Annotated in this window: 32 protein-coding genes; 9 read left to right on the forward strand and 23 right to left on the reverse strand. The window is 64.5% G+C overall.

All coding sequences use genetic code 11. From position 1 onward, the window contains the following. Positions 1-61: 61 nt before the first annotated feature. The 12 genes from dapA to PO883_RS06220 all read right to left on the reverse strand — a co-directional run bounded on the left by dapA (position 62) and on the right by PO883_RS06220 (position 9,993). Positions 62-946 carry a 4-hydroxy-tetrahydrodipicolinate synthase gene (gene dapA / locus PO883_RS06165; protein ID WP_289308953.1) on the reverse strand — a complete coding sequence of 295 codons (885 nt, stop codon included), beginning with the start codon at positions 944-946 and terminating at the stop codon, positions 62-64. Positions 947-1,017: 71 nt separating this feature from the next. Then, positions 1,018-1,602 (reverse strand): bifunctional 2-polyprenyl-6-hydroxyphenol methylase/3-demethylubiquinol 3-O-methyltransferase UbiG, encoded by a 585-nt coding sequence (locus PO883_RS06170; RefSeq protein ID WP_167093408.1) that lies wholly within the window; start codon positions 1,600-1,602, stop codon positions 1,018-1,020. Positions 1,603-1,616: 14 nt separating this feature from the next. Continuing rightward, entirely contained in the window at positions 1,617-2,819 is a 1,203-nt protein-coding gene (locus PO883_RS06175; RefSeq protein ID WP_289308954.1) for a tryptophan--tRNA ligase, read from the reverse strand. A 3-nt stretch (positions 2,820-2,822) separates the two neighbouring features. Next, positions 2,823-3,587, reverse strand: coding sequence for a site-2 protease family protein (locus PO883_RS06180; RefSeq protein ID WP_289308955.1), 765 nt, complete (start codon positions 3,585-3,587; stop codon positions 2,823-2,825). A gap of 55 nt (positions 3,588-3,642) precedes the next feature. Further along, on the reverse strand, positions 3,643-4,278 hold the full coding sequence (locus PO883_RS06185) for an L-threonylcarbamoyladenylate synthase (RefSeq protein ID WP_289308956.1): 636 nt from the start codon (positions 4,276-4,278) through the stop codon (positions 3,643-3,645). Beyond that, positions 4,275-5,159, reverse strand: a complete 885-nt coding sequence (htpX, locus tag PO883_RS06190; RefSeq protein ID WP_289308957.1) for a protease HtpX — start codon at positions 5,157-5,159, stop codon at positions 4,275-4,277. The genes PO883_RS06185 and htpX overlap by 4 nt, the downstream gene beginning before the upstream one ends. A 144-nt stretch (positions 5,160-5,303) precedes the next feature. Further along, positions 5,304-6,137 (reverse strand): 3',5'-nucleoside bisphosphate phosphatase, encoded by an 834-nt coding sequence (locus tag PO883_RS06195; RefSeq protein ID WP_289308958.1) that lies wholly within the window; start codon positions 6,135-6,137, stop codon positions 5,304-5,306. A gap of 77 nt (positions 6,138-6,214) precedes the next feature. Next, the gene (locus PO883_RS06200; RefSeq protein ID WP_289308959.1) at positions 6,215-7,090 is read right to left on the reverse strand and encodes an alpha/beta fold hydrolase; all 876 of its coding nucleotides are present in this window, start codon (positions 7,088-7,090) and stop codon (positions 6,215-6,217) included. 107 nt (positions 7,091-7,197) lie between these two features. Continuing rightward, a complete protein-coding gene (locus PO883_RS06205) occupies positions 7,198-7,713 on the reverse strand; it encodes an RES domain-containing protein (protein ID WP_289308960.1) in 516 nt (171 codons plus the stop codon). After that, complete coding sequence (locus PO883_RS06210) at positions 7,710-8,222, reverse strand: antitoxin Xre/MbcA/ParS toxin-binding domain-containing protein (RefSeq protein ID WP_289308961.1); 513 nt, start codon at positions 8,220-8,222, stop codon at positions 7,710-7,712. The genes PO883_RS06205 and PO883_RS06210 overlap by 4 nt, the downstream gene beginning before the upstream one ends. Positions 8,223-8,380: 158 nt before the next feature. Beyond that, positions 8,381-8,797, reverse strand: a complete 417-nt coding sequence (locus PO883_RS06215) for a hypothetical protein (protein ID WP_289308962.1) — start codon at positions 8,795-8,797, stop codon at positions 8,381-8,383. A gap of 47 nt (positions 8,798-8,844) precedes the next feature. Next, on the reverse strand, positions 8,845-9,993 hold the full coding sequence (locus PO883_RS06220; RefSeq protein WP_289308963.1) for a hypothetical protein: 1,149 nt from the start codon (positions 9,991-9,993) through the stop codon (positions 8,845-8,847). A gap of 190 nt (positions 9,994-10,183) precedes the next feature. Here PO883_RS06220 and PO883_RS06225 point away from each other — a divergent pair, with 190 nt between their 5' ends. Genes PO883_RS06225 through PO883_RS06240 form a run of 4 tightly spaced genes read left to right on the forward strand, consistent with a single transcriptional unit; the run spans position 10,184 to position 12,647 of the window. After that, positions 10,184-10,708: a gamma carbonic anhydrase family protein gene (locus tag PO883_RS06225; RefSeq protein WP_289308964.1), complete on the forward strand. Its 525-nt coding sequence runs from the start codon at positions 10,184-10,186 to the stop codon at positions 10,706-10,708. A 3-nt stretch (positions 10,709-10,711) separates the two neighbouring features. Then, positions 10,712-11,668, forward strand: coding sequence for an Hsp33 family molecular chaperone HslO (gene hslO / locus PO883_RS06230; RefSeq protein WP_289308965.1), 957 nt, complete (start codon positions 10,712-10,714; stop codon positions 11,666-11,668). Position 11,669: 1 nt separating this feature from the next. Further along, entirely contained in the window at positions 11,670-12,107 is a 438-nt protein-coding gene (locus PO883_RS06235; protein ID WP_289308966.1) for a thioesterase family protein, read from the forward strand. 6 nt (positions 12,108-12,113) lie between these two features. Next, the gene (locus PO883_RS06240) at positions 12,114-12,647 is read left to right on the forward strand and encodes a GNAT family N-acetyltransferase (RefSeq protein ID WP_289308967.1); all 534 of its coding nucleotides are present in this window, start codon (positions 12,114-12,116) and stop codon (positions 12,645-12,647) included. Positions 12,648-12,685: 38 nt separating this feature from the next. On the opposite strand, the gene PO883_RS06245 is transcribed toward PO883_RS06240, so the two are convergent. Then, entirely contained in the window at positions 12,686-13,684 is a 999-nt protein-coding gene (locus PO883_RS06245) for an aldo/keto reductase (RefSeq protein ID WP_289308968.1), read from the reverse strand. 135 nt (positions 13,685-13,819) lie between these two features. Next, on the reverse strand, positions 13,820-14,296 hold the full coding sequence (locus tag PO883_RS06250; protein ID WP_289308969.1) for a DUF3224 domain-containing protein: 477 nt from the start codon (positions 14,294-14,296) through the stop codon (positions 13,820-13,822). Between the two features lie 92 nt (positions 14,297-14,388). Between PO883_RS06250 and PO883_RS06255 the strand changes: the two genes are divergently transcribed. After that, the gene (locus tag PO883_RS06255; protein WP_289308970.1) at positions 14,389-15,219 is read left to right on the forward strand and encodes a helix-turn-helix domain-containing protein; all 831 of its coding nucleotides are present in this window, start codon (positions 14,389-14,391) and stop codon (positions 15,217-15,219) included. On the opposite strand, the gene PO883_RS06260 is transcribed toward PO883_RS06255, so the two are convergent. Together PO883_RS06260 and PO883_RS06265 are read right to left on the reverse strand one after the other, a co-directional pair. Beyond that, a complete protein-coding gene (locus PO883_RS06260) occupies positions 15,204-15,710 on the reverse strand; it encodes a MepB family protein (protein WP_289308971.1) in 507 nt (168 codons plus the stop codon). The two genes, PO883_RS06255 and PO883_RS06260, sit on opposite strands and share 16 nt — an antisense overlap. A gap of 74 nt (positions 15,711-15,784) precedes the next feature. Continuing rightward, entirely contained in the window at positions 15,785-16,222 is a 438-nt protein-coding gene (locus PO883_RS06265) for an RcnB family protein (protein ID WP_289308972.1), read from the reverse strand. 282 nt (positions 16,223-16,504) lie between these two features. Between PO883_RS06265 and PO883_RS06270 the strand changes: the two genes are divergently transcribed. The 4 genes from PO883_RS06270 (at position 16,505) to PO883_RS06285 (ending at position 20,147) form a co-directional block, all read left to right on the forward strand. Continuing rightward, positions 16,505-17,497 carry a formylglycine-generating enzyme family protein gene (locus tag PO883_RS06270; RefSeq protein WP_289308973.1) on the forward strand — a complete coding sequence of 331 codons (993 nt, stop codon included), beginning with the start codon at positions 16,505-16,507 and terminating at the stop codon, positions 17,495-17,497. Between the two features lie 61 nt (positions 17,498-17,558). Beyond that, positions 17,559-18,653 carry a sensor histidine kinase gene (locus PO883_RS06275; RefSeq protein WP_289308974.1) on the forward strand — a complete coding sequence of 365 codons (1,095 nt, stop codon included), beginning with the start codon at positions 17,559-17,561 and terminating at the stop codon, positions 18,651-18,653. Between the two features lie 5 nt (positions 18,654-18,658). Continuing rightward, positions 18,659-19,363 (forward strand): LytTR family DNA-binding domain-containing protein, encoded by a 705-nt coding sequence (locus PO883_RS06280; RefSeq protein WP_289308975.1) that lies wholly within the window; start codon positions 18,659-18,661, stop codon positions 19,361-19,363. 19 nt (positions 19,364-19,382) lie between these two features. Then, positions 19,383-20,147, forward strand: coding sequence for a hypothetical protein (locus tag PO883_RS06285; RefSeq protein WP_289308976.1), 765 nt, complete (start codon positions 19,383-19,385; stop codon positions 20,145-20,147). A 3-nt stretch (positions 20,148-20,150) separates the two neighbouring features. On the opposite strand, the gene PO883_RS06290 is transcribed toward PO883_RS06285, so the two are convergent. The 7 genes from PO883_RS06290 to eno all read right to left on the reverse strand — a co-directional run bounded on the left by PO883_RS06290 (position 20,151) and on the right by eno (position 25,731). Next, positions 20,151-21,596, reverse strand: coding sequence for a TIGR01777 family oxidoreductase (locus tag PO883_RS06290; protein ID WP_289308977.1), 1,446 nt, complete (start codon positions 21,594-21,596; stop codon positions 20,151-20,153). Further along, positions 21,593-22,210: a DUF4166 domain-containing protein gene (locus PO883_RS06295; RefSeq protein WP_289308978.1), complete on the reverse strand. Its 618-nt coding sequence runs from the start codon at positions 22,208-22,210 to the stop codon at positions 21,593-21,595. The genes PO883_RS06290 and PO883_RS06295 overlap by 4 nt, the downstream gene beginning before the upstream one ends. Then, the gene (locus tag PO883_RS06300) at positions 22,207-22,659 is read right to left on the reverse strand and encodes a cell division protein (protein ID WP_289308979.1); all 453 of its coding nucleotides are present in this window, start codon (positions 22,657-22,659) and stop codon (positions 22,207-22,209) included. Before PO883_RS06300 ends, PO883_RS06295 begins: the two co-directional genes overlap by 4 nt. Positions 22,660-22,667: 8 nt before the next feature. Beyond that, the gene (locus PO883_RS06305) at positions 22,668-23,087 is read right to left on the reverse strand and encodes a DUF393 domain-containing protein (protein ID WP_289308980.1); all 420 of its coding nucleotides are present in this window, start codon (positions 23,085-23,087) and stop codon (positions 22,668-22,670) included. Then, positions 23,084-23,626 carry a GbsR/MarR family transcriptional regulator gene (locus PO883_RS06310; protein WP_289309053.1) on the reverse strand — a complete coding sequence of 181 codons (543 nt, stop codon included), beginning with the start codon at positions 23,624-23,626 and terminating at the stop codon, positions 23,084-23,086. The genes PO883_RS06305 and PO883_RS06310 overlap by 4 nt, the downstream gene beginning before the upstream one ends. 432 nt (positions 23,627-24,058) lie before the next feature. Continuing rightward, positions 24,059-24,397, reverse strand: a complete 339-nt coding sequence (ftsB, locus tag PO883_RS06315; RefSeq protein WP_289308981.1) for a cell division protein FtsB — start codon at positions 24,395-24,397, stop codon at positions 24,059-24,061. 50 nt (positions 24,398-24,447) lie between these two features. Further along, positions 24,448-25,731 (reverse strand): phosphopyruvate hydratase, encoded by a 1,284-nt coding sequence (gene eno, locus PO883_RS06320; RefSeq protein WP_167094245.1) that lies wholly within the window; start codon positions 25,729-25,731, stop codon positions 24,448-24,450. Between the last annotated feature and the right edge of the window lie 69 nt (positions 25,732-25,800).

Here is a 25,800-nt window from a genome sequence, read left to right on the forward strand (position 1 = left end):
GTCGTTACTGGATGAGAAGCTGAAAGGCAGCTGGTGTCTGGGATGATCCGACCCTTGCGGGTCAGGGCTGTGGTAGGACGCCGGCTTCGCGCAGGGCGCCGCGCACGGCGTCGTGGCAGTCTTGCCCCAGCGGCGCCAGGGGCAGGCGTATGCCGGCAGGCATCAGGCCCATTTCCGCCATTGCCCATTTGACCGGGACCGGGTTCGGCTCGATGAACAGTTTCTGGTGCAGCGGCATGACCTTGTCATTGATCGCGACGGCGCGGGCGATATCGCCACCCATCGCGGCGGCGCACAGCTCGTGCATCGCGCGCGGCGCCACGTTGGCCGTGACCGAAATATTGCCGGCGCCACCGCACAGCATCAGCGCGATCGCGGTCGGGTCGTCGCCCGAGTACACGGCGAACGATTTATCGACATTGCGCAGCAATTCCAGGCCGCGCCCGATGTTGCCGGTCGCATCCTTGAGGCCGACGATGTTCGGGATGGCGGACAGGCGCACGACGGTCTCGTTGCTCATGTCGGCCACGGTCCGGCCCGGCACGTTGTACAAAATGATCGGCAGGTCGACCGCTTCGGCGATGGCCTTGAAGTGGCGGTACATGCCTTCCTGGGTAGGACGGTTGTAGTAAGGCACCACCACCAGCGCGGCATCGGCCCCGACTTCCTTGGCAAATTCGGTCAGCTTGATCGCTTCGGCGGTCGAATTGCCACCGGTGCCGGCAATGATCGGAATCCGGCCACGGGTGTGCTCGACGGCCAGCTTGACCAGTTCGCAGTGTTCCTCGACGCTGACGGTGGCCGATTCGCCCGTGGTGCCGACGATGACGATGCCATCGGTGCCCTCGGCGATGTGCCAGTCGATCAACTTGCGCAGGCCCGGATGGTCCAGACTGCCGTCTGCATGCATCGGGGTGACGATTGCTACTATGCTGCCCTTGATCATATGTAGGTAACTATGCTGGTAAGTAAAAGCCTGATTGTAGCGGATCGTCCGCCGGAATGGTTCATTGTTGACTAGAATCGCGCTTCGGTTGGCGCCGCGCCGCCGTCCAGGCGGGCATCGGTGCGCGCGAAAGCGGGCCCGGCGGCGCAGAGGCGCTGCACCATGGCGGCCTTGGGCAGGCTGGTAAAACCATCTTCGAAGGCCAGCACGCGCAGCTGGTGGGCCGCCGCCTGGCGCAGCAGCTCGCCTTCGTGCAGCAGGAAGGCGGGATTGCTCGGCCGGCCGAACTCTTCATTTCCGCACGCAAACGTTTCATAAATCAGCAAGCCGCCCGGGGCCAGGCTGCGCACCAGCGCGGGAATCAGCGGCCGGTGCAGGTAATTGGTCACCACGATGAGCGCGAAGCGCCCTTCGGCGAACGGCCAGGCCAGGGTGCCGTCTTCGAGGTCGAATTGCAGGGTGCTGATGCCCGCGCCCGCCGCGCTGGCGAGGGCCTCCGGGTCGCGGTCGAGCGCGATCACCGGATGGCCGAGCGCGGCCAGCAGGCGCGCGTGGCGGCCGGTGCCGCAGGCCAGGTCGAGCGCTTCGCCGCGCGGCGCCAGCGGCGCGAAGCGGGCAATCCAGGCCGATGCATCGGTAGTCAGTGTGTCGGTCATCAAGTCATCCTTTATCAAGTGTAAGCCAAACCCATCGCTTCGCGCACATCGCGCATGGTTTCCTGCGCCAGCTTGCGCGCCGTTTCGCAGCCATCGGCGACGATGGCGCGCACCAGCGAGGGGTCATCCAGGTATTGCTGGGCACGTTCGTGCATCGGTTCCTGTTCCTTGACAATGGCGTCGATCACCGGCTGCTTGCATTCGATGCAGCCAATGCCGGCCGTGGTGCAGCCCTTGACCACCCAGTCGCGGGTCGCTTGGTCGGAATAGACTTCGTGCAATTGCCACACCGGGCATTTGCGCGGATCGCCCGCGTCAAGGCGGCGCACGCGCGCCGGGTCGGTCGGCATGGTGCGCACCTTCTTGAGCACCGACTCCTTGTCTTCACGCAGGGAAATGGCGTTGCCATAACTTTTGGACATCTTGCGCCCGTCCAGCCCGGGCAGGCGCGAGGCCACCGTCAGCCTGGCCTGCGGCTCGACCAGGATCAGCTTGCGGCTGCCTTCGAGGTAGCCGAACAGGCGCTCGCGGTCGATCATCGACAGGCTCTGGGCATCGCCCAGCATGGCGTGGGCTTGCTCAAGCGCATCGCCCTTGCCTTCCTGCTGGTATGCGGTGCGCAATTCCAGATACAGCCGGGCGCGTTTGCTGCCGAGCTTCTTGACCGCTTCCATCGCCTTTTCCTCGAAGCCTTTTTCCTTGCCGTACATATGATTGAAGCGGCGCGCGATCTCGCGCATCATTTCGATGTGCGGCACCTGGTCGTCGCCCACCGGCACCTGGCTCGCGCGGTAGATCAGCACGTCGGCCGCCTGCAGCAGCGGATAGCCCAGGAAACCGTAGGTGGCCAGGTCCTTGTTACTGAGGTTCTCGATCTGGTCCTTGTAGGTCGGCACCCGTTCCAGCCAGCCGAGCGGCGTGGCCATCGACAGCAGCAGGTGCAGTTCGGCATGCTCGGGCACGCGCGACTGGATGAACAGGGTCGCCTGCGAGGGGTCGACCCCGGCCGCCAGCCAGTCCACCAGCATGTCCCAGGTGCTGCGCTCGATGATCGTGGGGTCGTCGTAATGGGTGGTCAGGGCGTGCCAGTCGGCCACGAAAAACAGGCAGGGCTGTTGCGCCTGCATCGTGATCCAGTTTTTGAGGGCGCCGTGGTAATGGCCAAGGTGCATGGTGCCTGTCGGGCGCATACCGGAAACAACACGTTCTGGGTACATGGATTAACTCAGGAGAAAGGAAAAGGGCGAGGCGACCCGGGAAAAGGCGGCGATCGCGACCGTCATCGCCTTGAACAGGAAGCTGTCGAGCACGTGCAGGCGCATCAGCAGGATGAAGGCGGCGAAAATCAGCACGTCGATCACGGCCACATCGTTGACGAGGCGCAGCAGGCGCTTGGGCAAGGCTGCCAGCATGCCGATTGGAAACAAAGTGGCCAGGGAACGTCCACCGTCCGGCGGCACGGTCGGCAGCAGGCGCAGCACGCGCGCGGGCAGCACGCTGGCCAGCACGTGGCTGCCGTCGAGCGGCGGAATCGGCAGCAGGTTGAATACCATCATGACCGCGTTGACGCTGACGCCGGCGCGCACCATGTCGAACAGGAAGCGCTCGCCGATGCCGGCCGCCGCCAGCACGATGCCGATGATGCTCCAGGCCACGCCCATGGCGAAGTTGGCGGCCGGGCCGGCCAGCGCCACGAAGGCCATGTGTTTCTTGGGATTGCGCAGGCGGTCGTACTCGACCGGGACCGGCCTGGCGTAGCCGAAAGGCAGCTGGATCAGCCAGTACAGCACCAGCGGCAACAGCACGGTGCCGAAGGGGTCGATGTGGCGCAGCGGATTGATGCTCAGGCGGCCTTCGCTGGCAGCGGTCGGATCGCCGAAATAGCGGGCCACGTAGCCATGCGCCACTTCGTGCAGCGAAATGGCGAACAGGACCGGAATCGCGAACACGAACAGTGCCTGGATGGTCTGGTGAGTGCTATTCATCGCACGATTCTAGCAGAGCGGGGGCAGCGCCCCGGAACTGCCGCGCGGCCGCGCTTCAGAGGCCAAACACGGCGGCGTCGCCGCGGCCCTGGCGCACCAGCACCACGTCGTCGCCGGTCAGGTCGATCACGGTGGTCGGTTCGAGCGAGCAGGCGCCGCCGTCGACGATCAGGTCGACCTGCTTGTCGATCCGCTCGCGGATGCTGTCGGCGTCGGTCAGCGGATCGCCGCTTTCGCCGTCCAGCTCGGGCAGGATCAGGGTGGTGCCCAGCAGCGGCTGGCCCAGTTCGGCCAGCAGGGCCTGGGCGATGGCGTTTTCGGGCACGCGCAGGCCGATGGTCTTGCGCGACGGGTGCGACAGGCGGCGCGGCACGACCCGGGTCGCTTCCAGGATCACCGTGTACGGGCCCGGGGTGGCCGCCTTGAGCAGGCGGAACTGGCGGTTGTCGACGCGCGCGTAGACGGCGATTTCGGACAGGTCGCGGCACAGCAGGGTCAGGTGGTGCTTTTCATCGATGCCACGGATGCGGCGCAGCTTTTCCACCGCCGCCTTGTCGTCCAGATGGCATACCAGGGCGTAGCACGAATCGGTCGGCAGCGCGACAATGCCGCCGGCGTGGATGATCTGGGCGGCTTGCTTGATCAGGCGCGCCTGCGGATTGTCGGGATGGATCTGGAAAAATTGGCTCATGCGGGGGGCAGGTTGTTGAGGGCGGCGATACGTTCTTCCATCGGCGGGTGGGTGGCGAACAGGGCGCCCCAGCCGGAACCGTGGCCGGCAATGCCGAACGCCGACATTTGCGAGGGCAAGGCGCCGGGCGCCAGGCCGCCCAGGCGCGCCAGCGCTTGCTGCATGGGGCGCGGGCTGCCCAGCAGCCTGGCCGAGCCGGCGTCGGCGCGGAATTCACGGTGCCGCGAAAACCAGGCGACGATCATCGACGCGACCAGGCCGAACACCAGTTCGCACACGAACACGGTGGCCATGTAGCCGATGCCGGGGCCCCGTTCGCTGTTACCGCGCAGCACGACCTTGTCGACGAAAAACCCGACCACGCGCGCCAGGAACACCACGAAGGTATTGACCACGCCCTGGATCAGGGTCAGCGTGACCATGTCGCCATTGGCGACGTGGGCCACTTCGTGGCCGAGCACGGCTTCGATCTCGTCGCGGTCCATGCTTTCCAGCAAGCCGGTGGAAACGGCGACCAGGGCGGAATTCTTGAAGGCGCCGGTGGCGAAGGCATTCGGCGCGCCCTCGTACACGGCGACCTCGGGCATGCCGATACCGGCCCGTTCGGCCAGCTTGCGCACGGTATTGACCAGCCACACCTCGTTGGGGGTGGCCGGGTTGTCGATGACGTGCGCGCCGGTCGACCATTTGGCCATCAGTTTGCTCATCAGCAAGGAGATAATCGCCCCGGTGAAGCCGACCACGGCGGAAAACACCAGCAGCTGGCCGATCTGGATGCCGGACGCGCCGACGCCGCGCGCGATGCCGAACACGTTCAGCACCACGGTCAGGACCAGGATCACGGCAAGGTTAGTGGCAAGGAACAGCAAAATGCGCTTCATGACAAGCCTCCCGGCGTCGACATTAATGAACAGGAAAACAAGATAGGGCTGGCGCGGACAAATACAAGAGCCGCAGCGCTCCCGCCACGGCGGGAACGGCGCGTGTTAAGCGTGCCGTAAGCAATCCGGCCAGCCTTGCATGCCTTAGAACCAGTCGTGCCAGACCGGCTTGACGCTGGACGGCAGCGGCGGCAAGGCCGCGAAATCGACGCGCGACTCGCCCGGCGCGTGAAAATCGGTGCCGCGCGAGGCCAGGAAGCCATAACGCCGCGCTTCCTCGGCGTACAGGTGATATTGGTCGGGTGTGTGGCTGCCGGTGACCACCTCGATCGCCGTGCCGCCCAGTTGCTTGAATTCATCGAACAAGGCGCCCTGCCCCACCATGCCCAGCTTGTAGCGGCCCGGATGGGCGATCACCGGAATGCCGCCGGCGCCGCGAATCCAGCCGACCGCCTGCGTCAGGCTGGCCCAGCGGTGCGGCACGTAGCCGGGTTTGCCTTCGACCAGGTATTTACGGAACACTTCCGGGATATTCGCGCACACGCCGGACTCGACCAGATAGCGCGCGAAATGGGTGCGCGACATCAGGTCGGGATTGTCGACGAACTTGAGCGCCCCCTCGTAGGCGCCGGGGATGCCGGCGCGCGCCAGCTGGTCGGCCATTTCGCGCCCGCGCGCATCGCGCCCGCTGCGGGTGGCGGCCAGGCCCTGCACCAGGCCCGGGTTGTCGGCATCGATCTGCAGGCCGACGATGTGCACGGTGTGGTTGGCCCAGGTGATCGAGATTTCGACGCCGGAAACGAAGTGCATGCCCAGCTCGGCGGCCGCCGCGCGCGCCGCCGCCACGCCGCCGACTTCATCGTGGTCGGTCAGGGCCCACGCGTTCACCCCCGCCTTGTGCGCGTACTTGGCGACGGCGGCAGGCGCCAGGACGCCGTCGGACACGGTCGAGTGACAATGGAGATCTACATTCAGCATACGCAGGCAAGGCTCGGATCGGCAACAGTTGGGACAGGCTTTATTGTACGCTGACTGGGCGATGGACGCGGAGCGTGCTAAACCAGGAACGCTTCCACCATCGCCGCCAGCGCCTCGGGCTGGTCGTGATGCAGCATATGCCCGGCATCGGCCATCATGCGCGTGCTCACTGTTTTCAAATGGCCCAGGCGGCGGTCGACCTCGATGCGCGCTTCTTCGCGCGGCCCCATCCATTGCCACATATTCGTGTCTTCGGCCTCGACCCACAGCACCGGCGCGCTGATGGCCGACCAGCAAGCCATCACTTCTTCCACCTGGTAGCCGAGCGGCGTGGGCTTCTTGTGATTCGGGTCGCCCAGGATTTCCCATGCGCCGGCCGCGTTCTGCGCCGACCAGTGCTGCGCCAAAAACTGTGCGCGTGCGTCCGACAGGCGCGGATTGGTCTTTTGCAGCCGCGCCACCACCGCCGCCTGGCTCGGATAGGTGCGCAGCGAGGGCGGCTCGCGCATCTCGTCGAGCCAGTTGGCGTAGCGCCGCGGCGCCTTGTCCGGATTCGACGCGGGCATGCCGAAGCCTTCCAGGTTGATCAGGCGGCGCACCCGGGCCGGCCTGGCGCCGGCGTAAATACCGACCACATTGCCGCCCATGCTGTGGCCAAGCAGGTTGATCGCCTCGCCCGGCGCGTAATGGTCGACAATGGCATCGAGATCGGCCACATAATCGGGGAACCAGTAGGTGTCCGAGTGGCTGCGCTCGCTCAGCCCGAAGCCGCGCCAATCGGGTGAAATGACGTGCCAGTCGTTCTTCAGGCAATCGACCACGAACTGGAACGAGGCCGACACATCCATCCAGCCATGCACCATGAACAGCTTGGGCGCGCCCTCCCTGCCCCAGTGGCGCACGTGGGTGCGCAAGCCGCGCACGGTCAGGAATTCGGAACGGGATGGTTTCATGGGACACTCGGCAATAAAAAAGAACGACCGTTCGCATTATACCGGAGAACATTTTTCGCGTTTCAACCGGCCTCGGTCCTGGCTGCGGCCAGCTACGAGGAACAGGGTCAGGTAGCGGGTGGATGCAAGCGGGTGTCAAGTGCAAACGCCTCCTGGAACACCTTGGCGACCATCTTGCCGCAACGTTTGCTGTCGAAGATGAGGTTCCAGCTATGTTTTGAAACGACACTCGGCAGGAGTACAAACTCATGCTTATCAAGCAAAGCGTCACCAAACTGCTGCTGACCGATACTCGGCACGCCAGGGGTGAGCCAGTTTGCGTTCGGCAGATCCGATGGATTGACAACATGTATGCGGGGCCCGGCGGCCGGATCGATCCGCAACGATGTCAGTACGTGCGCTACCGTGTCCAAGGTGTGAAATCCTTTGTGAACTGCCACCTCGAGTATGGCTGTGGCAGGGTCGACAGAGCAGTAAACGACGTATTTGGAACCCTTGACATTCCAGCGGCCGCCGACGCGGAAGGCGCCTTCCCCACTGTCCCATGCAGCCGCGTGCACGGCTTGATCCAGGCGCCAGGCAACCAGGCTTGCATGACCCGAGATGTCCGGTAAAGGCGTCACGCGTAAACGCCGTATTCCAGCCTGGTCAGCAGATCCTTTACCAGATCGCAACCTGCACTCGTCGGCAACAAATCGACCGGTCGCCGTCCTTCAAGCGCCAGCGCGGGTTTGCCGAGCCACCGGACGCCCTCTTCCTTCGATCCAAACACTGCGGTCGCCTGCGTCATCACCTCGGCAAAATTCCACGCTCTACTGCTTTGCTCGCTGGTGAGGAGCTTGTCCGCCACGTGCTTCCGCTGCGACGTTCTTTTGCTCATGCCGACGGTTTTTTGAAGAAAATCGGGATTCTTTAACTCAGGAATACTCTCGATCAGAAAGCTCATGACCGCGTTGGGAAAGCCCTCCATGATGAGTACATGAACGTCGAGCTTGGTTTCAATTTTGCGCTTCATCGCCCCTTCGCCGCCCAGAAACATGACGGCCTGTGGGAACTTCGCCAACTCGCCGGTAGCGATGGATGATTCTGCGACGATGCGCGCCGGCATGTCTCGCGCTGATGCAGCCTTCATTCTTGCCTCCCTTCCCAACGACACCTGTCATTTTAGAGTATGTCACGTGTCACGCGGAAGTCAACCGGACCCGGCCAGCCGGACATGAAAGCAGGTTCCGATGTTGCCGGGAAGCGCCATCCTTGTCCCCGGCCCCGCTCCTTCAGCACTCTGTCAATTCACGCAATCGAGACACTCAAACGTTGAATATTGAAACCGACATATACGCCAATACAGCAAGGGTCGTACAGCGTGACAGGCAATGGAATCAGACATCCGCCGCAGTCAGCCAGCGCCGCATGCTCCGGTCCTTCTATCGCCACAATCCGGCCAAGGGCGCGGTACGACCACAGCCCTGTACGATGCAGCCGCATTTCCTGAGCGGGATTCCCGGCGAACACCGATGCCCAATCGGCATGATCGGATTCATCGAACAAGCAGGAAAACGTCGGGTTGAACAACTCCCCCAGCGTGGGACAGGCGACGCAAGCGCTTCCGTACCACAAGCAGCTCATGGCCGCTATTTCAACGCCGCCGATCAGCATCAGCGCGGTGCCCGTTTCGTCGTCTTCGACGCTGATCAACTGTGCGTTCATGGCCAATGTCATTCCGGGTCCAGGCACAGTGGAAATGAGCGCCGCATTTAATTAGTCCAGTACAAATACCGCAGGAACCCCATGCCGGTATTCGATTTTCCGGCCTGTTCCGCCATTTGCGGCAGCGGCGAGACGGGATGGGTCTTGTCGATGCGCTGGCAATGGCTGGTCGGCAGCTTGGTGCGGCGAAACGCGTACAAGGTGCCGGCCGCCGGCGGCTGCAAATACACCTTGGCCACGTTCAAGCCAGTCCCCTCGGGACACAAGGGCGCCATCGCCGCCAGCATCCCGCTTCCACCCTGGGTGGCCGGCAACAGAGTGCGGCCTTGCCACAGCGCCGACATTTCCTTGATCATCATGTCCCAACTGGCGAAATCGGCCGCGTCGAGCGGCAGCGGGAAGACGGTGTTGGCCTGCTTGGGATTGCCGATCCACTCTTCGTCGTCATCGGTTTCGGCCAGCACTTCCTGGCGCATCTTTCCCGAGACCAGGAAGCCGTTGCCGATCAGCTGGTGCGCCGCCTTGAGCAAGGCCGGCCGCGCCAGGATCACGCCGTTATGGTCCTTGGCCAGGTCGAACGCGCGCACATTGCTCAGCAAGCCCTCGATGAAATGATGATACGACAGCGACCATAAAATATCGCTCTGGTCGACCCGGATCACGGCGCCGAGATTGTATTCGCGGTCGTAATATTCCTGATCGTTACTCGGGCCGCTCACACGGAACGCCTGGTGCCCGCGCTTTGGCAGGGCGAACAGGTATTTTTCCCACAGCTTGACCTGGCCGTCGCTGTCGAGGTCGAGCTCCCACTGCGCCGGCGCCAGGCGCAGCGACTTGCGCTTGCCAAGCTTGACCTGGGCCAGCAACTTGCGCGTGGCGCCCAGTTCGGCGATCACGTAGTCGATTTCCTTGGTCACCTCGACCAGGATGGCGTCGTTCGAGGTACGGTCTTTATGCACCCGCTCGAAGCCCTGCGTGCCCCAGGTGACGATCTGGCGCACCAGCGCCGTATCGCGGCAGATGACGGCGGCAATGCGCGCCTCGTCATCCTTGGGCACGGCGCCCTTGGCCACCTCGCGGCAGGCGGCGTGGTAGCCGTCGGTGGTGGTGAAATCGGCGGCGCGCGCCGCCGGAACCGTCAGGGCGCCGGCCAGCGCCAGCACACCGGCCAGGCGCAAAACAGGGGAAAGTCGCATGATGCCTCCGCTATAAACGTGTCATAAAAGAAAGCTATCCTACGCGAAACAAGTAGTCTTGCGCCGCCCCGCCTTGTGATTAGAAGAAAGCCCCCAACCTTGCCGGGACGCAGCAGTAAACGGCCATGCCGCATCGAAAGCGCCGGGGCGGCGTAAAATAGCGCCATTCCAACGCTTCCCGACACCAAATATGGCTATCTACCAACTGGGCGAGCATGCGCCCGAGATTCACGCGTCCGCCTACGTCGCCGATTCCGCCAGCCTGATCGGCAAAGTGACGCTGGAGGCCAATACCTCGGTCTGGTCCGGCGTGACCATTCGCGGTGACAACGAGCGCATCACGATCGGCGCCAACAGTAACGTGCAGGAAGGCACGGTCATGCACACCGACATGGGCTTTCCGCTCACCATTGGCAGCAATGTGACGATCGGCCACCAGGCCATGCTGCACGGCTGCACGGTCGGCGATGGCTCGCTGATCGGCATCCAGGCGGTGATCCTGAATGGCGCCAGGATCGGCAAGGGTTGCCTGGTCGGCGCCGGAGCGCTGGTAACCGAAGGAAAAAAATTCCCTGACCACTCGCTCATCATCGGCGCCCCGGCCAAAGCCGTGCGCACCCTGAGCGCGGAAGACCTCGCGCGTCTCGAAGGCAGCGCCGCCAGCTATGTTGCACGCGGCCAGCTATTCAAGACGCAACTGAAAAAGATTGGATAAACAATGACTACAGAAAATAACAACGATACCCTGCAAAAATTCATCTTCGACAATGCCGCCGTGCGCGGCGAGTTCGTCGAAATTTCGGCTACCTGGGGCGAGATCCAGCAACGCCACAGCTATCCGCCGGCGGTCAAGAAGGTGCTCGGCGAAATGGTGGCGGCGGCGGCCCTGCTGTCGGCCAACCTCAAGTTCAACGGCGCCATCGTCATGCAGATCCATGGCGACGGGCCAGTGCGCCTGCTGGTGGTCGAATGCGATTCCGACCTGCGCATGCGCGCCACCGCCAAGCTGGCCGAGGGCGTGAGCGTGGCCGACGACGCCAGCCTGACCGACCTGCTCAACGCCGGCGGCAAGGCGCGCTTCGTCATCACGCTCGACCCGGCCGACAAGATGCCCGGCCAGCAGCCTTACCAGGGCATCGTGCCGCTCGACGGCGACGACATGGCGACCGTCATCGAAAACTACATGCTGCGTTCCGAGCAGCTCGACACGCGCCTGTGGCTGGCGGCCGACGACAGCGTCGCGCGCGGCCTGCTGCTGCAAAAGCTGCCGCGCCACAGCGGCAAGGATGACCAGATCAAGCAAAGCAGCGAAGCCGACGAACTGGAAACCTGGAACCGCGCCGTCATGCTGGCCTCGACCCTCAAGCAGGAAGAGCTGCTCTCGACCGACATCCAGACCCTGATGAACCGCCTGTTCTGGGAAGAGACGATCCGCGTGTTCGAGCCGGCCCATCCCCAGTTCCACTGCAGCTGCACGCGCGAAAAAGTCGGCAACATGCTCAAGATGCTGGGCCGCGACGAAGTCGACGGCGCCCTCGATGAACTGGGCCAGCTGGCGATCGACTGCGACTTCTGCGGCAAGCACTACTCGTTCGACAAGGTCGACTGCGCGCAGCTGTTCGTGGGCGACACCCCGGTCGAAGTGCTGCTTCCCGCCAGCGACGTGAAGCACTGACATGCGCGAGTCGCCGCGCTCCGCGTTCCCGCATTTTCTGGCGATACCGACGCGCTGGATGGACAACGACGCCTACCAGCACGTCAACAACGTCGTCTACTACAGCTTTTTCGACACCGCCGTGAACCAGTTCCTGATCGCGCGCGGCGTGCTCGACATCCACGCCGACACCGTGGTCGCTCTGGTGGCCGACACCGGCTGCTCGTACTTTCGCCCGATCGCCTTTCCCGACACGGTGCACGTGGGCGTGCGCGTGGCCAGGCTGGGCAACTCCAGCGTGCGCTACGAGCTGGCGCTGTACCGCAATGACGAAGCGCTGCCGGCGGCGGCCGGGCATTTTGTTCATGTGTACGTCGAGCGCGCGAGCAATCGCTCGGTGCCCGTGCCCGACGCCGTGCGCGCCGTGCTGGCCACCATCGCCAGCGCGGCGCCGGCATAAGCGCGCATGCCGGCCGCATCCACCCACAGCATGCGCACGCTGGCACATGACGACGCCGGCGCCCTGCTGGCGTTCGAACTGGCCAACCGCGCCTGGTTCGAGCGCCACGTCGCAGCGCGCGACCCGGCGTTCCATACGCCGCAAGGCGTGGCGCGGCATATCGCACACTATCTGGAGGGGCATGCGGCCGGCAGCTGGCATCCGTGCGTACTTCTCGATGAGGAAGGCCGCATCGTCGGACGCGCCAACCTGAAGGACATCGACCGCGGCGCCGGTTCGGCCGAAGTGGGCTACCGCATCGCGCAAGACCAGACAGGCAAGGGCCTGGCCACGTTCGCCCTGCACCACCTGATCGGGCTGGCCCGCTCGACCTGGCAACTGAACGCGCTGCGCGCCGAGATCACCCTCGCCAATCAGGGTTCGGCGGCGGTGCTGCATAAATGCGGCTTCGTCCACGCAGCTGAATTGCCGCGCCTGGCCATGATCGACAACGCCTGGGTCGACGGCGCCCGCTACCTGCTCGACCTGACCCCGGCCTGAAGCCGCGCTTCGTCACCACCTGCACCTGGTGCAACGCCTCACAGTCCGACCATGGCCATCTCCTGCTCGCTGTAGCGCGCGCCGCGCACCGCGCCGGGGGGCACGGCGGCGGCGATCTCCGCCAGTTCCGCCGCGCTCAGCACCAACTGCGCGGCCGCCACGTTCTGCTCCAGGTTGGCCAGCCGGCGCACGCCCGGAATCGGCACGATCTGCTCGCCCTGCGCCAGCAGCCAGGCCAGCGCCAGCTGGGCCGCGCTGACCCCGTGTGCGGTGGCCAGCTGCTCCAGCCGCGCCACCAGCGGCGCGTTGGCGCGCAACGCCTCGTCCTGGAAGCGCGGCAGGCCGCGCCGATAGTCGTCCGCCGCCAGAACATCGGCCGAAGCCAGCTTCCCGGTGAGGAAGCCCCGCCCCAGCGGGCTGTATGGCACGAAGCCCACGCCCAACTCGCGGCAGGCCGGCAGCACCTCATCCTCCACCTCGCGGCTCCATAGCGAATACTCCGACTGCAGCGCGGCGATCGGATGCACTGCGCAAGCGCGCCGCAGCGTGCCGGCCGACGCTTCCGACAAGCCCAGATGCAGCACCTTGCCTTCCCGGACCAGATCGGCCATGACGCCCACCACCTCCTCGACCGGCACCGCCGGATCGACCCGGTGCTGGTACAGCAGATCGATCGCCTCCACGCCCAGCCGGGCCAGCGAACCCTCGACCGCCACGCGCAGCTGCACCGGGCGGCTATCCACTCCCGTCACCCGCTGCATGCCCTGCCCCTGCGCGCCGATGCGAAAGCCAAACTTGGTGGCGATGCTCACCTTGCCGCGCAGCCCGCGCAAGGCCCGCGCCAGCAGCTCCTCGTTGGCGTAGGGGCCGTAGACCTGCGCCGTATCGAACATGGTCACGCCCAGTTCGACGGCGCGCTGCAGCGTGCGGATCGACGCCGCCTCGTCGGCGCCGCCGTAGGCGAAGCTCATCCCCATGCAACCGAGCCCGATGGCGGACACCGACAAGCCGGTCGATCCCAATGCGCGCGTTTTCATCACAGCAAACTCCTCGTGTAGTCAATCGAGCGGCCAGTATGGGTGGTCTTGATTGATTGGATAAGAGGCCTTGCCGTGCATGCACCACTGAGCAAAATTCATCAATTCATGACCGACCTTCGCGCACCCGGCGTCTTAGCGCCCCAGCGCGTAATCGAGCGCGTAGAAGTGCTTGCCGTCGACGACCGTAAGCGCAAGGCTGCCGGTGATGCCGCTTAACTCCTCCGTGCCCGAATCGGGAACGATGGTGATGGCGGCCTGGCTGGTCCCGCCATGCATCGTGCCCGCATGCTGGAGCACGAAGCTGCCCTTGCGGCCGGCCAGGGTACCGCTGACCCGTTCAATGGCGACATAGGCGGCAGAGCCCTTGGTGTCGCTCACCGCCGTGAGCATGGTGCCCTTGCCGGTAGCGGCCAGCGCACCGGCATACTGCTTGTCGAGCGCCATGCGGGCGATGGCAGTTCGGCCTTCCTTCTCGGGAGCGCCGGCGGGTATGATCGCTATCTCGAACGGCCCGCTGGCGCGCTGCATCGCGGGCGATGTTTGTGCGGCAGCGGGTTGCAGAAAGGCGAACAGGGAGAGCGCGATGGCGCTGAAGCGGAACAATGACATGGCAGGCTTTCGATTTCAGGATGGGCGGCGCCGGCACATTCGCACGGTCGCTCGCGGGAACCTCCACACTAAGCGCAAGGACGAAAAACATCTTGGATAAACCCGACACCGCACCCGCAACGCCGAAAGGGATCGTCGATCCGCTCGGCATGGCGCGCCGCATCCGCCTGGCCACCTACCCGCCATCGGCCCCGCTGGCGCGCTGCGTCGACTACTTCTGGATCGTCGAATGGAACATGGGCGAGCGCGCCCCCGAGATCCAGCGCGTGCTGCCCTATCCGAATGCGCACCTGGTGTTTGACCGCGGCCTGAGCGCCATCCACGGCGTGGTGCGCGGCGCGTTCGAGCGCAGCGTGGCGGGGGCGGGCCGGGTGCTCGGCGTGCGCTTCAAGCCGGGCGGTCTGCGTCCCTTCATCGCGCATCCCGTTTCGCGCCTGGCCGACCGCACCATGCCGTTCGATGAGGTCCTGCGCATGCCCACCGCCGCCGCCGAACAGCGCGTGCTGGACTGCGATAGCGACGCCGATATGGTCGCCGCCGCCGAAGCGATGCTGCTCGCCGTGCTGCCGGCCCCGGACGCACGCGCACTGCTCGCCGAACAAGCCGTCAACGCCGCCGCAGCCATCGATGGACCGGCCAGCGTGGCCGCCCTGTGCGCGCAAGTGGGGATCGAAGAACGCGCGCTGCAAAGGCTGTTCAGCAATTATGTGGGGGTGTCACCCAAATGGGTGATCCAGCGCTACCGGCTGCAGGAAGCGAGCTGGCGCCTGGCCAGGCCGGCGCCGGTCGACCTGGCGGACCTGGCAAGTCAGCTCGGCTTTTTCGACCAGGCCCATTTCACGCGCGACTTCACGAAACTGGTGGGCACATCGCCGCTGGAATACTGGAAGTCGCAACAGGAGCCGCGTCAGAGCGGTCCATAGAGCCTGCGCACGGCAGCCGCGTCGGCGCCGTCGGGAAGAAAATACTGCAACTGCCAGCGCTGCGTGGCGTGCGCCTGCTTGCTGGCCGTGAGCACCCATGGCGGATACACGCGAATGGCGCGCTTGCCGCCCTGCCCCGCGCGCGCCACGATATCGCGCGCGGCCAGCACCGCCCGGGGAAAGACGAACTGCCCGATCCGCTCCCCGTCGCGGGTACTGACCACGAACAGGTCCACCGGGTCGGTCTCGTCGAACGGCTGGATCGGCCCGCTGCCGAGACGCTTCCACAGCGTGACGAACTGGCCGACCTTGGTGGGCGTGATCTTGGCGACGCGAAAGCGCACCTGCATGCCCTCGACCGCGAAACTGCTGGCCGCATACTCGGCGCTTTCCGCCTCGTGCTGCGGCGCGCTCCACGCCATGCCATGCGTGTCGTACGCGCGCTGGAGCACGCGCAGGTCGGGATGGAACGGGGTTTCTTTCAGTGTCATGGAGTTCAGGCAGCGCAGTCGTGGCGAAAGCGGCATTGTAGCCGCCCGCAAGCACTGCGCGCCTGGCGCCATGATCACTGGTTCAGCAGCACCTGCGCGATCAGGCCCGTGGCCACCGCCACCAGCAGGTAATTGCCATTGGCCTGCACCCAGTGCGAGCCGCGCGGCGGAGCGCTCAGGCGACGGCTGCGCCAGTCGCTGACCACGTAGCTGCTTGAGCGATACTGATGGTCCAGGTACGCGCCACGGCGGAAATGCTGGCGCCCGGACCGGTGATGGTCGTGGGGCTGGTAGCCGCCGCGCGGGCTGTCGTAACGGTCGCCACGGCGATCGTCGTGCCGGTCGCGGTCATGGCGGTCATGGCGGTCGCTGCGCTCGTAACGGCCATTGCGTTCATCCTGCTCGCTGCGCTGCCCATGGTCGCCGCGATACTCGCGCGACTGGGCGAAAGCGGTGCTGCCGGTGCCCATGCAAACAGCCATGAGGGCGATGATAAGGGCTTTCTTGTGCATATGAACTCCTGTCGTCGATGCTGCCCGCAGCAATATGGGCCGCCTGAGAAATGCCGCCTCTCCGGGGACCAGGGCGACTACTGCGTGTCGTCCATGTATCCATTGCACCGCGATTCGCCCCTTGCAACCAGCATGCTCCGGTAAGAAGTGTTACGGGACGTGTCTGCGCGACAGATCGCCGTTTATCCCCGCATAACGCCGGTCGGCACCTTTTCCCGCCAAGCGCGGCCGTCTCGCACAGAATGTGGTCATTCTCACCACCCCACCTGATGAAGGCAGCACATGCAAAGCACCCTCCTGTTCTCCCTGGCCCTGATGGCATCGACCGGCGCGGCAGCCGCCGGCAGCGTGGCCGAACCCCCGATGGTCGCCATCAAGGGCGGCACGTTTGCGATGGGCGGTACCACTCCGGGCGCGGACAAGGACTACCCGACCGACCAGCCGCTCCACGACGTGCGCGTGGCCAGCTTCCAGATGGCGAAGTACGAAGTCACCGTCGGCGAATTCCGCCAGTTCGTCGAAGCGACCGGCCACCAGACCCTGAAAGAATGCTGGAAGTTCGGCAGCACCGAATGGGGCATCGAAATGGCACCGGGCGCCTGGAATACGCCGGTATATGCACCGAGCGACTACCATCCGGTCATGTGCGTGACCTGGAAGGACGCCACCGCCTACGCCGAATGGCTGTCGGCCCAGACCGGCAAGCCGTACCGCCTGCCGTCGGAAGCGGAATGGGAATACGCCGCGCGCGCCGGCAGCAAGACCGACTACCCCTTCGGCGACGACGCCAGCCAGGTGTGCCGCCATGCGAACATCCGCGATTTCTCGGGCAACAAGGCGATCGCAGCGCTCATCGGCCGCACTGGAAAGCCCGCCATCTGCGAAGACGGCGCCGCGTTCACCACTGTGGTCGGCATGTACGAGCCCAACGCCTTCGGCCTGTACGACATGATCGGCAACGTGGGCGAGTTCGTTGCCGATTGCGAGCACCTGAACTACGAAGGCGCACCGACGGACGGTTCCGCATGGACCACCAACTGCCACAAGCGCGATTCGCCCATGAAGATGCACCGGGGCGGCAGCTACGGGGCGCGCGACGCGCGCACGGTGGTGCGCGGGCACGCGGGAGATGAAAACCCAAGCAGCATCGGCGAAGGCTTCCGCCTTGCGCTGGGCGGGCCGGTGCTGCCGCAGGCGTCGGCGGTGGCGCGCTTCGAAGCGAAGTTGGTCACAGCCCGCGCCGCCGAACGCGAGCGGCGCAAGATGGCCAAATAAAGCCGGGCGCGCCGCCTTGCTAGAATGCGGTCTCCGATCATTCACTGGATAAGCCGACCGCATGCAACCGCACTTCTTCCCGCGCGACCGCGACTTCTGGATTTACCACTGCAGCGCCGTCGCGGTGGGTGTCATGGCCAGTACCGCCATCGCCGTCGCGTGGGGTTTCATGGTCAGGATGCAGTTCTACTCCAGCCTGGCGTGGATTCCGTTCTACACGCTGGCGGTACTGGTGTTGCGCTGGCTGTACAAGCGACGCGGCGGCGAAGCCGTGCCGATCGCCAAGCTCATTGCCATCGTGGTGCTGTACAGCGCGGTGGCCGGCATGCTGATCGGCGCCTGCGTCACAGCCGCGGTCGCGCCGATGTTCTTGAAAACCATCAGCGCCAAATACAAAAAACTCAACATCCCGATCATCCCGTCCGAACTCATACTGAACAAATTCATCGACGAAGCGCCCAAGAGCCAGCTGTTCGTGGCAGTGTGGGGCTTCATCTACATCAGCGTGAGCAGCAGCCGCCGCATCAAGAAGGCCGAAGTGCTCAACCTGCGCCTGCAAAACAACCTGAAGGAAGCGCAGTTGAGCAGTCTGTCGAACCAGCTCAACCCGCACTTCCTGTTCAACTCACTCAATAACATTCGCTTCATGATCCACGAAGATGCGCAGCGCGCCGACGCGATGATTACCTCGTTCTCCGACATCCTGCGCTATTCGCTCGAAAGCAGCCAACACGAAAAAGTCAGCCTGCACCATGAAGTGGGCATCATCACCAAGTACCTTGCCATCGTCAAGACGCAGCTGGAAGAGCGCCTCGCCTTTTCCCTTCACATCGCGCCCGGCCTGGACGACGCCCTGATGCCGCCGATGGTCTTGCAGATGCTGGTGGAGAACGCGGTCAAGCATGGCCTCGACCAGCTCCAGGGCGGCGGCACCTTGACCGTGAGCGCATCCCGGCAAGGCCCGTGCCTGCTGCTGGAAGTGCACAACGACGCTCCCGACAAACCGGTGCCGGCCCCCGCAGGTACCGGCATTGGCCTGCTCAATATCGGGCAGCGCCTGCACCTCCTGTACGGCGATCTGGCCGCGCTCAGCACCACCCACGCAAATGGCGTCTTCAAGGTCGGCATCATGCTGCCGCTGGAGCACGCGGCATGAGGGTCATGGTGATTGAAGACTCGCGCCTGGCGCGCGAAGGGCTGGTGCGCATGCTCGGCCAGTTCGACGGGGTCGAGGTGATCGGCCAGGCCGACCATCCCGCGACGGCGGCGCCGCTGATCGCCGAACTGCGGCCGGACGTGCTGTTCCTCGACATCCACATGCCCGGCGCCAGCGGATTCGACCTGCTCGACATGCTCGACTACCTGCCGCGCATTGTCTTCACGACCGCCTATTCCGAATACGCGATCCGCTCGTTCGACTACAACACGGTCGACTACCTGCTCAAGCCCGTCAGCCACGAACGGCTGGCCACCGCGATCGCCAAACTGGCCGCCGCCGATGCCGCGCCGGCAGCGGTGGCACGGCCGCCGCTCGATATCAACAGCAAAATCTTCGTGAAGGACGGCGAACGCTGCCACCTGGTGAGCCTGGAGTCGATCCGGTATATCGAAAGCTGCAAGAACTACGTGCGCATCTTCTTCGGCACCGAAAAAGCCTACGTCAAGAAATCGCTGAACAGCATCGAGGAACGGCTGCCGGTCAAGTTCTTCTTCCGCGCCAACCGCCAGTGCATCATCAACCTGCAGGAAATCCGCGCCATCGAAGAATCGATCTCGCTCGGCTACGAGGTAACGATGAGCGACGGCAAAGTGCTCGACATCTCGCGCCGCAATGCCCAGGAATTGAAGGACCTTTTGAGTTTTTAAGCTACAGGAGATGTTCGATATGCGCATACCCCGACTGGCATCGCCCGCCCTGATCATGGCGGCCGCCCTTGCCCCTTCGAGCCACGCCGCCGTCACCAGCGTCGACGTCGGCCCCACCCTGCCGCGCGCTGCCCTGCTCAAGGAAGGCGTACACCACTACCTGCGCTACCTGCGCAGCGGCGAGAGCCGGGTACCGGCCGACATCATCACGCGCGAGATCCGTTTCTCCACCGAGGATGGCCAGCAACGCATGCAGATCCGGCAGCGCTACGACACGGCGCCATCGGCGGCGTCGCTCAAAACCGTCAGCTCCTGGTTCGATGCGGGCTCGCTGCGGCCGCGCACCCACGAGCGCATCGCGGAAAAGGATGGCAAGCGCGTGGTCGAGGGATTCATCTTCGCACCCGACAAGATCACCGGCATGAAGGAACTCGCCGACAGCGTCAACAAGGACCTGGTGGTCGACTCTCCCGAGCCGACCTTCAACTTCGAGACCGATATCGAAACGCTGCAAGCATTACCGCTGGCCGATGGCTACCAAGCCAGTATCAACTTCTACCACCCGGGCGGGCAGCAGGGGCCGGCGCGCTACCTGTTCAAGGTATCCGGATCGGCCAGCATTCCTGGCCCGGGAGGCATGATCGAGTGCTGGGTCGTCACGACCGACTACAACCGCCCCGGTTACGTATCGACCTTCTGGTTCGCCAAAGGCAGCCAGCTGATGGTGCGCCAGGACAGCCCCGCCGGCGAGGGCAAGATCCTGGTCAAGACCCTGCTCGACTAAGCGTCACGACAGACTCGCCAGCGCGCCGGCCAGGGTCGGATGGCGGAAGGCGAAACCGCTCGCCAGCAGCTTCGCGGGCGCCACGCGCTGCCCTTCGAGCAGCAGGTCGGCCTGTTCGCCCAAGGCCAGGCGCATCGGCCAGCCGGGCGTGGGCAGCCAGTAAGGGCGCTTCAATACCTTGGCCGCCACCCGGTTGAAGCTCGCCTGCGGCAGGCTCTCCGGCGCGGTGAAGTTGTAGGCCCCGCCCTCGCCGCTGGTCCACAGATGGGCGATGCCGGCGATGACATCGTCCACATGAATCCACGACAGCCACTGGCGCCCGTCGCCGAGCGGGCCGCCCATTCCCAGTTTGACCGGCAGCAGCATCATCGGCAGTGCGCCCTGGGTGCCGAGCACCAGGCCAAAACGCATGCACGCCACGCGCACGCCGTACGCCGCGGCGGTGCCGGCGGCTTCCTCCCACTCGCGGCACAGGTCCGACATGAACATCGGCTGCGGCGCATCGCTTTCTGTCAGAACGGTATCGTCACCGCGCGCCTGGATGCCGTAGTAACCGATGGCGGACGCCGACAGCATCAGCGCCGGCTTGTGATCGGCGGCGGCGATCCAGGACACCACCTTGCGCGTGAGGCCGATGCGGCTGACCCGCAAGGCCGCCTGGCGTGCTTCGCTCCAGCGCCAGCCGAGAATGCGCGCGCCCGCCAGGTTGATGACCACATCGATGCGGCGCGCCGGCGGCAACTGCGCCAGGTCGTTGACGCACTCCACGCGACCGTCGAACAGCCAGGCCGCCGCGCGCGGCTGGCGCGACAGCACCGTGACGCGGTGGCCATCGGCCAGCAGCGCGCGCACCAGCTTCTGGCCGATGAAGCCCGTGGCCCCGGTCAGCAGCACTGCGCAGCCGGTGGCGCCAAAGCGCAATGCCGGCGGCTGCGGCCGGGCCGCCTGGCGGTCGAGGGCGCGCGCCGCGAAAGCATCGCGCACGCCGGACAGACCGACGCCCGCGCCGCAAAGCAGCAGGAACGCGCTCAGGAGGCCATGCGGCTCCCATGCCAGCGCGGTCGGCAGCGTCATGCTTTCTCCTGCGTTCAGGGCCAGCAGCGCGATGAAAGCGCCGCCGTTGAGCGTCAGCACGGTGTGCGTGACCCGTTCGGTGGCCGGCAGCAGGCGGGTCTGGTCCTCGACCACGAAATCCCACAAGGTCAGCCCGATCTCGACCGCGAACACCAGCAGCAGCGCCACCGCCCACAGGCCGTTGAAGCGCCAGCACGCCAGGCCGACATACATGGCGCAGTAAATCACGGAGCGCAACGCATGGATCCGCAGTTCCAGACGGGCGCTCGCGCGGCCGGGCAAGGCCTCGGTCAATTCGTGGTGATACAGGGTGTCGAAGGCGCCCAGGCAGCCCTGGACGGCCATCAACTGCAGCGCAAGCAAATGGGTATTCATGAACGCACCTCGCGAAACACGCCCGCCTGCGTGAAGGTTGTACCAAACAGCGCGTGGCGGATCTCGATACGGATATCGAACTGCGCGCTGTCGTTATTGCGGTGGCAAAGATAGGTTTTACCCGGAGTGAACCAGGCCGGTATGGGAATGCGCACGCCCAGCACCTGCCAGAAGTAGCCGTCGCTCTCAAAGTGCAGGTTCCCGTCACGCACCGCCAGCACCAGCTTCATGCCCATGCCCATGCCGACGTATTCGAGCACTTCGCCGCGCGCGCTCTCCAACATGTAGGAAGTGAACTGCACCGGCTTGCGCCCGTTGAGGCGATAGATGCGCTGCTTGAAAATGGCAGCGCTGCCCTGTTTCGAGTACACCTCGATATCGACCGGGAAATCGGCATCGTTAAACGGCATCAGCGCGCCCTGGATCAGCGGCATGGTCAGGTAGCCCAGCACGCGGCCGACGCTTGAACAGCTCAGCTCCGTCATCCGGCCCGTGTAGTGCAAGGGCTTGCCGGGCATGGGGTTATGGTCGAAACGCGCCTGGATGTCGGGATGAAGGCCGCGCCATGCGGGACCGAGGATCTTCTTGAATAACTCGCCTTCGGACGCGATCATGTGCGCACCGCTTGCATGCGGTCGACGCAGTACAGATACACCAGCGGCGGCAGCATCGTGGCCAGCGCGAAGGTATCGATCCAGATGTTATCCCAGCAGCCCGCGCGCAGCGACACCATCATGTCCTGCGGCGCCCACAGCAGCATGCCGGCGATCAGCGCGCCCCAGGCAAAGGCGCTGCGCTGGCGGTCGCCAATCCACGCCAGGGCGCCCATCCACAGGGCCGCGCTTTGCACGGTGGGGCCGAACAGCGAGATCCACCAGATTTGCTGCGCGTGGGCCGGCGCCGGCACGCTCTCGCCCCAGAACGCCGTTTCGATGCCGCGGTGGTAGCCGCTGAAGATCGCGGCGTCGGCGAACCATGGCAGCAGCATGCCGACCACCAGATGGGTGGCGATGGCCGCGTACATCCAGCGGATGGCCCAGCGGCGCAGAAATGGAGAGTGCATACGTGCTTTCATCGTTTGAAAAAGGGATTGGGACGCTCGCATACACCCTCGGCGCAGGCCGGGGCGCGGTAGCCGAGCACGCGCGACATCAGGTAGCGGTGGCGCGCGAACAGCCGGTACGACCAGCTGCACAAGGTGCGCAAGCCGGGCACGCGCAGCGGCAGCACGCGCCAGGCCTGGCCGGCCAACGGGTAGGCGCGCAGCATGCTGTCGATCCCCACCAGCACGCGGCCATCGCGCGCCTGGCTGTGCAGCTCGCGGTTCAGGGCGGCCATGTCGACACCCAGGTGGGCCGGATCGAAACCGGGAGCGGCGATATCGACAAAGGCCAGGCGCCCGGCCTTGTCCCATTGCGCCAGTCTGGCCATGCCGGCGCGGCAGAACGGGCACTTGCCGTCGAAGTAGAGGGTCAGTTCGGCGCCGCTCACGACCCGTCCTTGTCGTCGGGGCCGAGGAAGCGCGCCACCTTGCCGCCCATTTTCAGGAAGCGCTGCAGGGTTGCGGGCGGCAGGTGCTTGTAATCGTCGTAGGTCGTGCCGAGCATGTCGAGGAAGCTCAGCACCTCGTTCATGCGCGCCAGCGAGGCTGGTTCGAGCGCGGTATCGGTATCGCCCTCGATGGCGCATTCGCGCAGCACGGTCAGGGTCGGATCGATCTCGCGCCGTTTGCGCTCCTCGACGATGACGCGGAAGATCTCCCACACATCATGGAGGGCGACAAAGTGATCGCGGCGGTCGCCCATCAAGTGGGTGACGCGGATCAGGTTCCAGCTTTGCAGCTCCTTGAGGCTGTTGCTCACGTTCGAGCGCGCCACCGACAGCGCGTCGGCGATATCCTCGGCCGCCAGCGGGCGCTTGGCGAGGAACAGCAGTGCATGAATCTGCGCGACGGTGCGGTTGACGCCCCAGCGCGTGCCCATCTCGCCCCAGTGCAGGACGAATTTCTGTTCGGTCGGTCCCAGTGCCATCATTTCTCCAATTTCATTCATTTCTGTCGTTACAGAAATTAAATACCGATTGATGACGTTTGTCAACGTTAATCAGAGAAAACGCAAGATGGCACTGCGGCGGAATTTGCCCGTAATTCGGTAAAAGCACCTATAAACTGCCGAGTCAACACCCTACAACCGGGGTCTGACCTCTGATTAGCAATTTTTGTCTAGGCAGCAACGCGATTTGTTGCTCACCGGGCAAGCCACGCTGCCGCAGCGCCGCCGCACCATCCGTCTCCCATGGCAGCAGCGACGGCTGGTCGTTCAAGGGCAGCGCAATGTTGGGCGAGGGACTTGTCCAGGCTGAAATTATTTCAAGTCAGAGCTCTGACCCCGGTGTGGGGGTGACGATGCCTGGTAACAACTAATTTCTAATCAGAGGTCAGACCCCGGTGTTAGGAGCTTGCTTCAGGGGGTAGTCTTGGCGTCGGGCTTGGGCGGCGGCAGCGGAGTGGCCGATTCCTTGGGCTGGCCGTTGGCGTCGAGGATCTGGATGAAGATCTCGTTTTTCTTGATCATGCCCAGCTCGAAACGCGCGCGCTCTTCCACCGCGCCCGTGCCATTGGTCAGGTCGTGCACTTCGGAGTCGAGCTTGGCGTTGCGCGCCTTCAGTTCGACTGTCTTGCGCTGCGCCAGCGAAACCTGGTTTTCCAGTTCGCCCACGCGCAGCCAGCCACCCTTGCCCAGCCAGAGCGGCAGTTGGATCAGGAGCAGGAGGGTCGCGAGAACGAGCGTAATGAGGCGCATGACAGGGAGCATGGCACCGGCCGGCGCGCGGCCAGCCGGTGCGGTTCGGCTTACTTCAGGTTGTAGAAAGCGCTACGGCCAGGGTAGCTGGCGATGTCGCCCAGGTCTTCTTCGATGCGCAGCAGCTGGTTGTACTTGGCCATGCGGTCCGAACGCGACATCGAGCCAGTCTTGATCTGCAGGGCATTGGTACCAACGGCGATGTCGGCAATCGTCGAGTCTTCAGTCTCGCCGGAACGGTGCGAGATGACGGCAGTATAACCGGCGCGCTTGGCCATTTCGATCGCGGCGAAGGTTTCGGTCAGGGTGCCGATCTGGTTGATCTTGATCAGGATCGAGTTGGCGATGCCTTTTTCGATGCCTTCTTTCAGGATCTTGGTGTTGGTGACGTACAGGTCGTCGCCCACCAGCTGCACCTTCTTGCCCAGCGCTTCGGTCAGGATCTTCCAGCCATCCCAGTCGTTTTCCGCCATCGCGTCTTCGATCGAGATGATCGGGTACTTGTCGCACCAGGTCGCGAGCATGTTGGTGAATTCGGTGGCGGTCAGCTGCATGCCTTCGCCTTCAAGGTGGTATTTGCCATCCTTGTAGAATTCGGACGCGGCGCAGTCCAGGCCCAGGCAGATCTGGGTGCCCGGCTCGTAGCCAGCCTGCTCGATCGCTTGCATGATCAGCTTGATGGCTTCTTCGTGGTTGGCCACGTTCGGCGCGAATCCGCCTTCGTCGCCGACCGAGGTCGCCAGCTTTTTCTCGTGCAGGATCTTTTTCAGCGTGTGGAAGATCTCGGCGCCGTAGCGGATCGCTTCCTTGAAGCTCGGTGCGCCGACCGGGATGATCATGAATTCCTGGATGTCCAGGTTGTTGTCGGCGTGCGCGCCGCCGTTGATGACGTTCATCATCGGCACCGGCATTTGCATCGCGCCCGAACCGCCGAAATAACGGTACAGCGGCAGGCCGGCTTCTTCAGCGGCAGCCTTGGCCACCGCCATCGAGACGGCCAGCATGGCGTTGGCGCCCAGGCGGCTCTTGTTTTCGGTACCGTCCAGATCGATCAGGGTGCGGTCCAGGAAGGCTTGTTCGTTCGCGTCCAGGCCCATGATGGCTTCGGAGATTTCGGTGTTGATGTTTTCGCAGGCTTGCAGCACGCCCTTGCCGAAGTAACGCTTCTGGTCGCCGTCGCGCAGTTCGATCGCTTCGCGCGAACCGGTCGAGGCACCCGATGGCACCGCCGCGCGGCCCATCACGCCCGACTCCAGCAGCACGTCGCATTCGACGGTTGGATTGCCGCGCGAATCGATAATTTCACGGCCGATAATGTCAACGATAGCACTCATGTTTCAATCTCCAAAGGGTAAGAAAAAGGTGGGCGGAGCGCGAACGGTCCGCCTGCATCTGTCAGGGCG

The sequence above is a fragment of the Massilia sp. DJPM01 genome (assembly GCF_030348125.1).
Taxonomy (GTDB): domain Bacteria; phylum Pseudomonadota; class Gammaproteobacteria; order Burkholderiales; family Burkholderiaceae_D; genus Telluria_A; species Telluria_A frigida.

Bases quoted from the DNA above. Each gene is read 5' to 3' on its own strand.
- dapA (WP_289308953.1), bottom strand. From the start codon at position 946: ATGATCAAGGGCAGCATAGTAGCAATCGTCACCCCGATGCATGCAGAC.
- PO883_RS06170 (WP_167093408.1), bottom strand. From the start codon at position 1,602: ATGACCGACACACTGACTACCGATGCATCGGCCTGGATTGCCCGCTTC.
- PO883_RS06175 (WP_289308954.1), bottom strand. From the start codon at position 2,819: ATGTACCCAGAACGTGTTGTTTCCGGTATGCGCCCGACAGGCACCATG.
- PO883_RS06180 (WP_289308955.1), bottom strand. From the start codon at position 3,587: ATGAATAGCACTCACCAGACCATCCAGGCACTGTTCGTGTTCGCGATT.
- PO883_RS06185 (WP_289308956.1), bottom strand. From the start codon at position 4,278: ATGAGCCAATTTTTCCAGATCCATCCCGACAATCCGCAGGCGCGCCTG.
- htpX (WP_289308957.1), bottom strand. From the start codon at position 5,159: ATGAAGCGCATTTTGCTGTTCCTTGCCACTAACCTTGCCGTGATCCTG.
- PO883_RS06195 (WP_289308958.1), bottom strand. From the start codon at position 6,137: ATGCTGAATGTAGATCTCCATTGTCACTCGACCGTGTCCGACGGCGTC.
- PO883_RS06200 (WP_289308959.1), bottom strand. From the start codon at position 7,090: ATGAAACCATCCCGTTCCGAATTCCTGACCGTGCGCGGCTTGCGCACC.
- PO883_RS06210 (WP_289308961.1), bottom strand. From the start codon at position 8,222: ATGAAGGCTGCATCAGCGCGAGACATGCCGGCGCGCATCGTCGCAGAA.
- PO883_RS06215 (WP_289308962.1), bottom strand. From the start codon at position 8,797: ATGAACGCACAGTTGATCAGCGTCGAAGACGACGAAACGGGCACCGCG.
- PO883_RS06220 (WP_289308963.1), bottom strand. From the start codon at position 9,993: ATGCGACTTTCCCCTGTTTTGCGCCTGGCCGGTGTGCTGGCGCTGGCC.
- PO883_RS06225 (WP_289308964.1), top strand. From the start codon at position 10,184: ATGGCTATCTACCAACTGGGCGAGCATGCGCCCGAGATTCACGCGTCC.
- hslO (WP_289308965.1), top strand. From the start codon at position 10,712: ATGACTACAGAAAATAACAACGATACCCTGCAAAAATTCATCTTCGAC.
- PO883_RS06235 (WP_289308966.1), top strand. From the start codon at position 11,670: ATGCGCGAGTCGCCGCGCTCCGCGTTCCCGCATTTTCTGGCGATACCG.
- PO883_RS06240 (WP_289308967.1), top strand. From the start codon at position 12,114: ATGCCGGCCGCATCCACCCACAGCATGCGCACGCTGGCACATGACGAC.
- PO883_RS06245 (WP_289308968.1), bottom strand. From the start codon at position 13,684: ATGAAAACGCGCGCATTGGGATCGACCGGCTTGTCGGTGTCCGCCATC.
- PO883_RS06250 (WP_289308969.1), bottom strand. From the start codon at position 14,296: ATGTCATTGTTCCGCTTCAGCGCCATCGCGCTCTCCCTGTTCGCCTTT.
- PO883_RS06260 (WP_289308971.1), bottom strand. From the start codon at position 15,710: ATGACACTGAAAGAAACCCCGTTCCATCCCGACCTGCGCGTGCTCCAG.
- PO883_RS06265 (WP_289308972.1), bottom strand. From the start codon at position 16,222: ATGCACAAGAAAGCCCTTATCATCGCCCTCATGGCTGTTTGCATGGGC.
- PO883_RS06270 (WP_289308973.1), top strand. From the start codon at position 16,505: ATGCAAAGCACCCTCCTGTTCTCCCTGGCCCTGATGGCATCGACCGGC.
- PO883_RS06275 (WP_289308974.1), top strand. From the start codon at position 17,559: ATGCAACCGCACTTCTTCCCGCGCGACCGCGACTTCTGGATTTACCAC.
- PO883_RS06280 (WP_289308975.1), top strand. From the start codon at position 18,659: ATGGTGATTGAAGACTCGCGCCTGGCGCGCGAAGGGCTGGTGCGCATG.
- PO883_RS06285 (WP_289308976.1), top strand. From the start codon at position 19,383: ATGCGCATACCCCGACTGGCATCGCCCGCCCTGATCATGGCGGCCGCC.
- PO883_RS06290 (WP_289308977.1), bottom strand. From the start codon at position 21,596: ATGAATACCCATTTGCTTGCGCTGCAGTTGATGGCCGTCCAGGGCTGC.
- PO883_RS06295 (WP_289308978.1), bottom strand. From the start codon at position 22,210: ATGATCGCGTCCGAAGGCGAGTTATTCAAGAAGATCCTCGGTCCCGCA.
- PO883_RS06300 (WP_289308979.1), bottom strand. From the start codon at position 22,659: ATGCACTCTCCATTTCTGCGCCGCTGGGCCATCCGCTGGATGTACGCG.
- PO883_RS06310 (WP_289309053.1), bottom strand. From the start codon at position 23,626: ATGGCACTGGGACCGACCGAACAGAAATTCGTCCTGCACTGGGGCGAG.
- ftsB (WP_289308981.1), bottom strand. From the start codon at position 24,397: ATGCGCCTCATTACGCTCGTTCTCGCGACCCTCCTGCTCCTGATCCAA.
- eno (WP_167094245.1), bottom strand. From the start codon at position 25,731: ATGAGTGCTATCGTTGACATTATCGGCCGTGAAATTATCGATTCGCGC.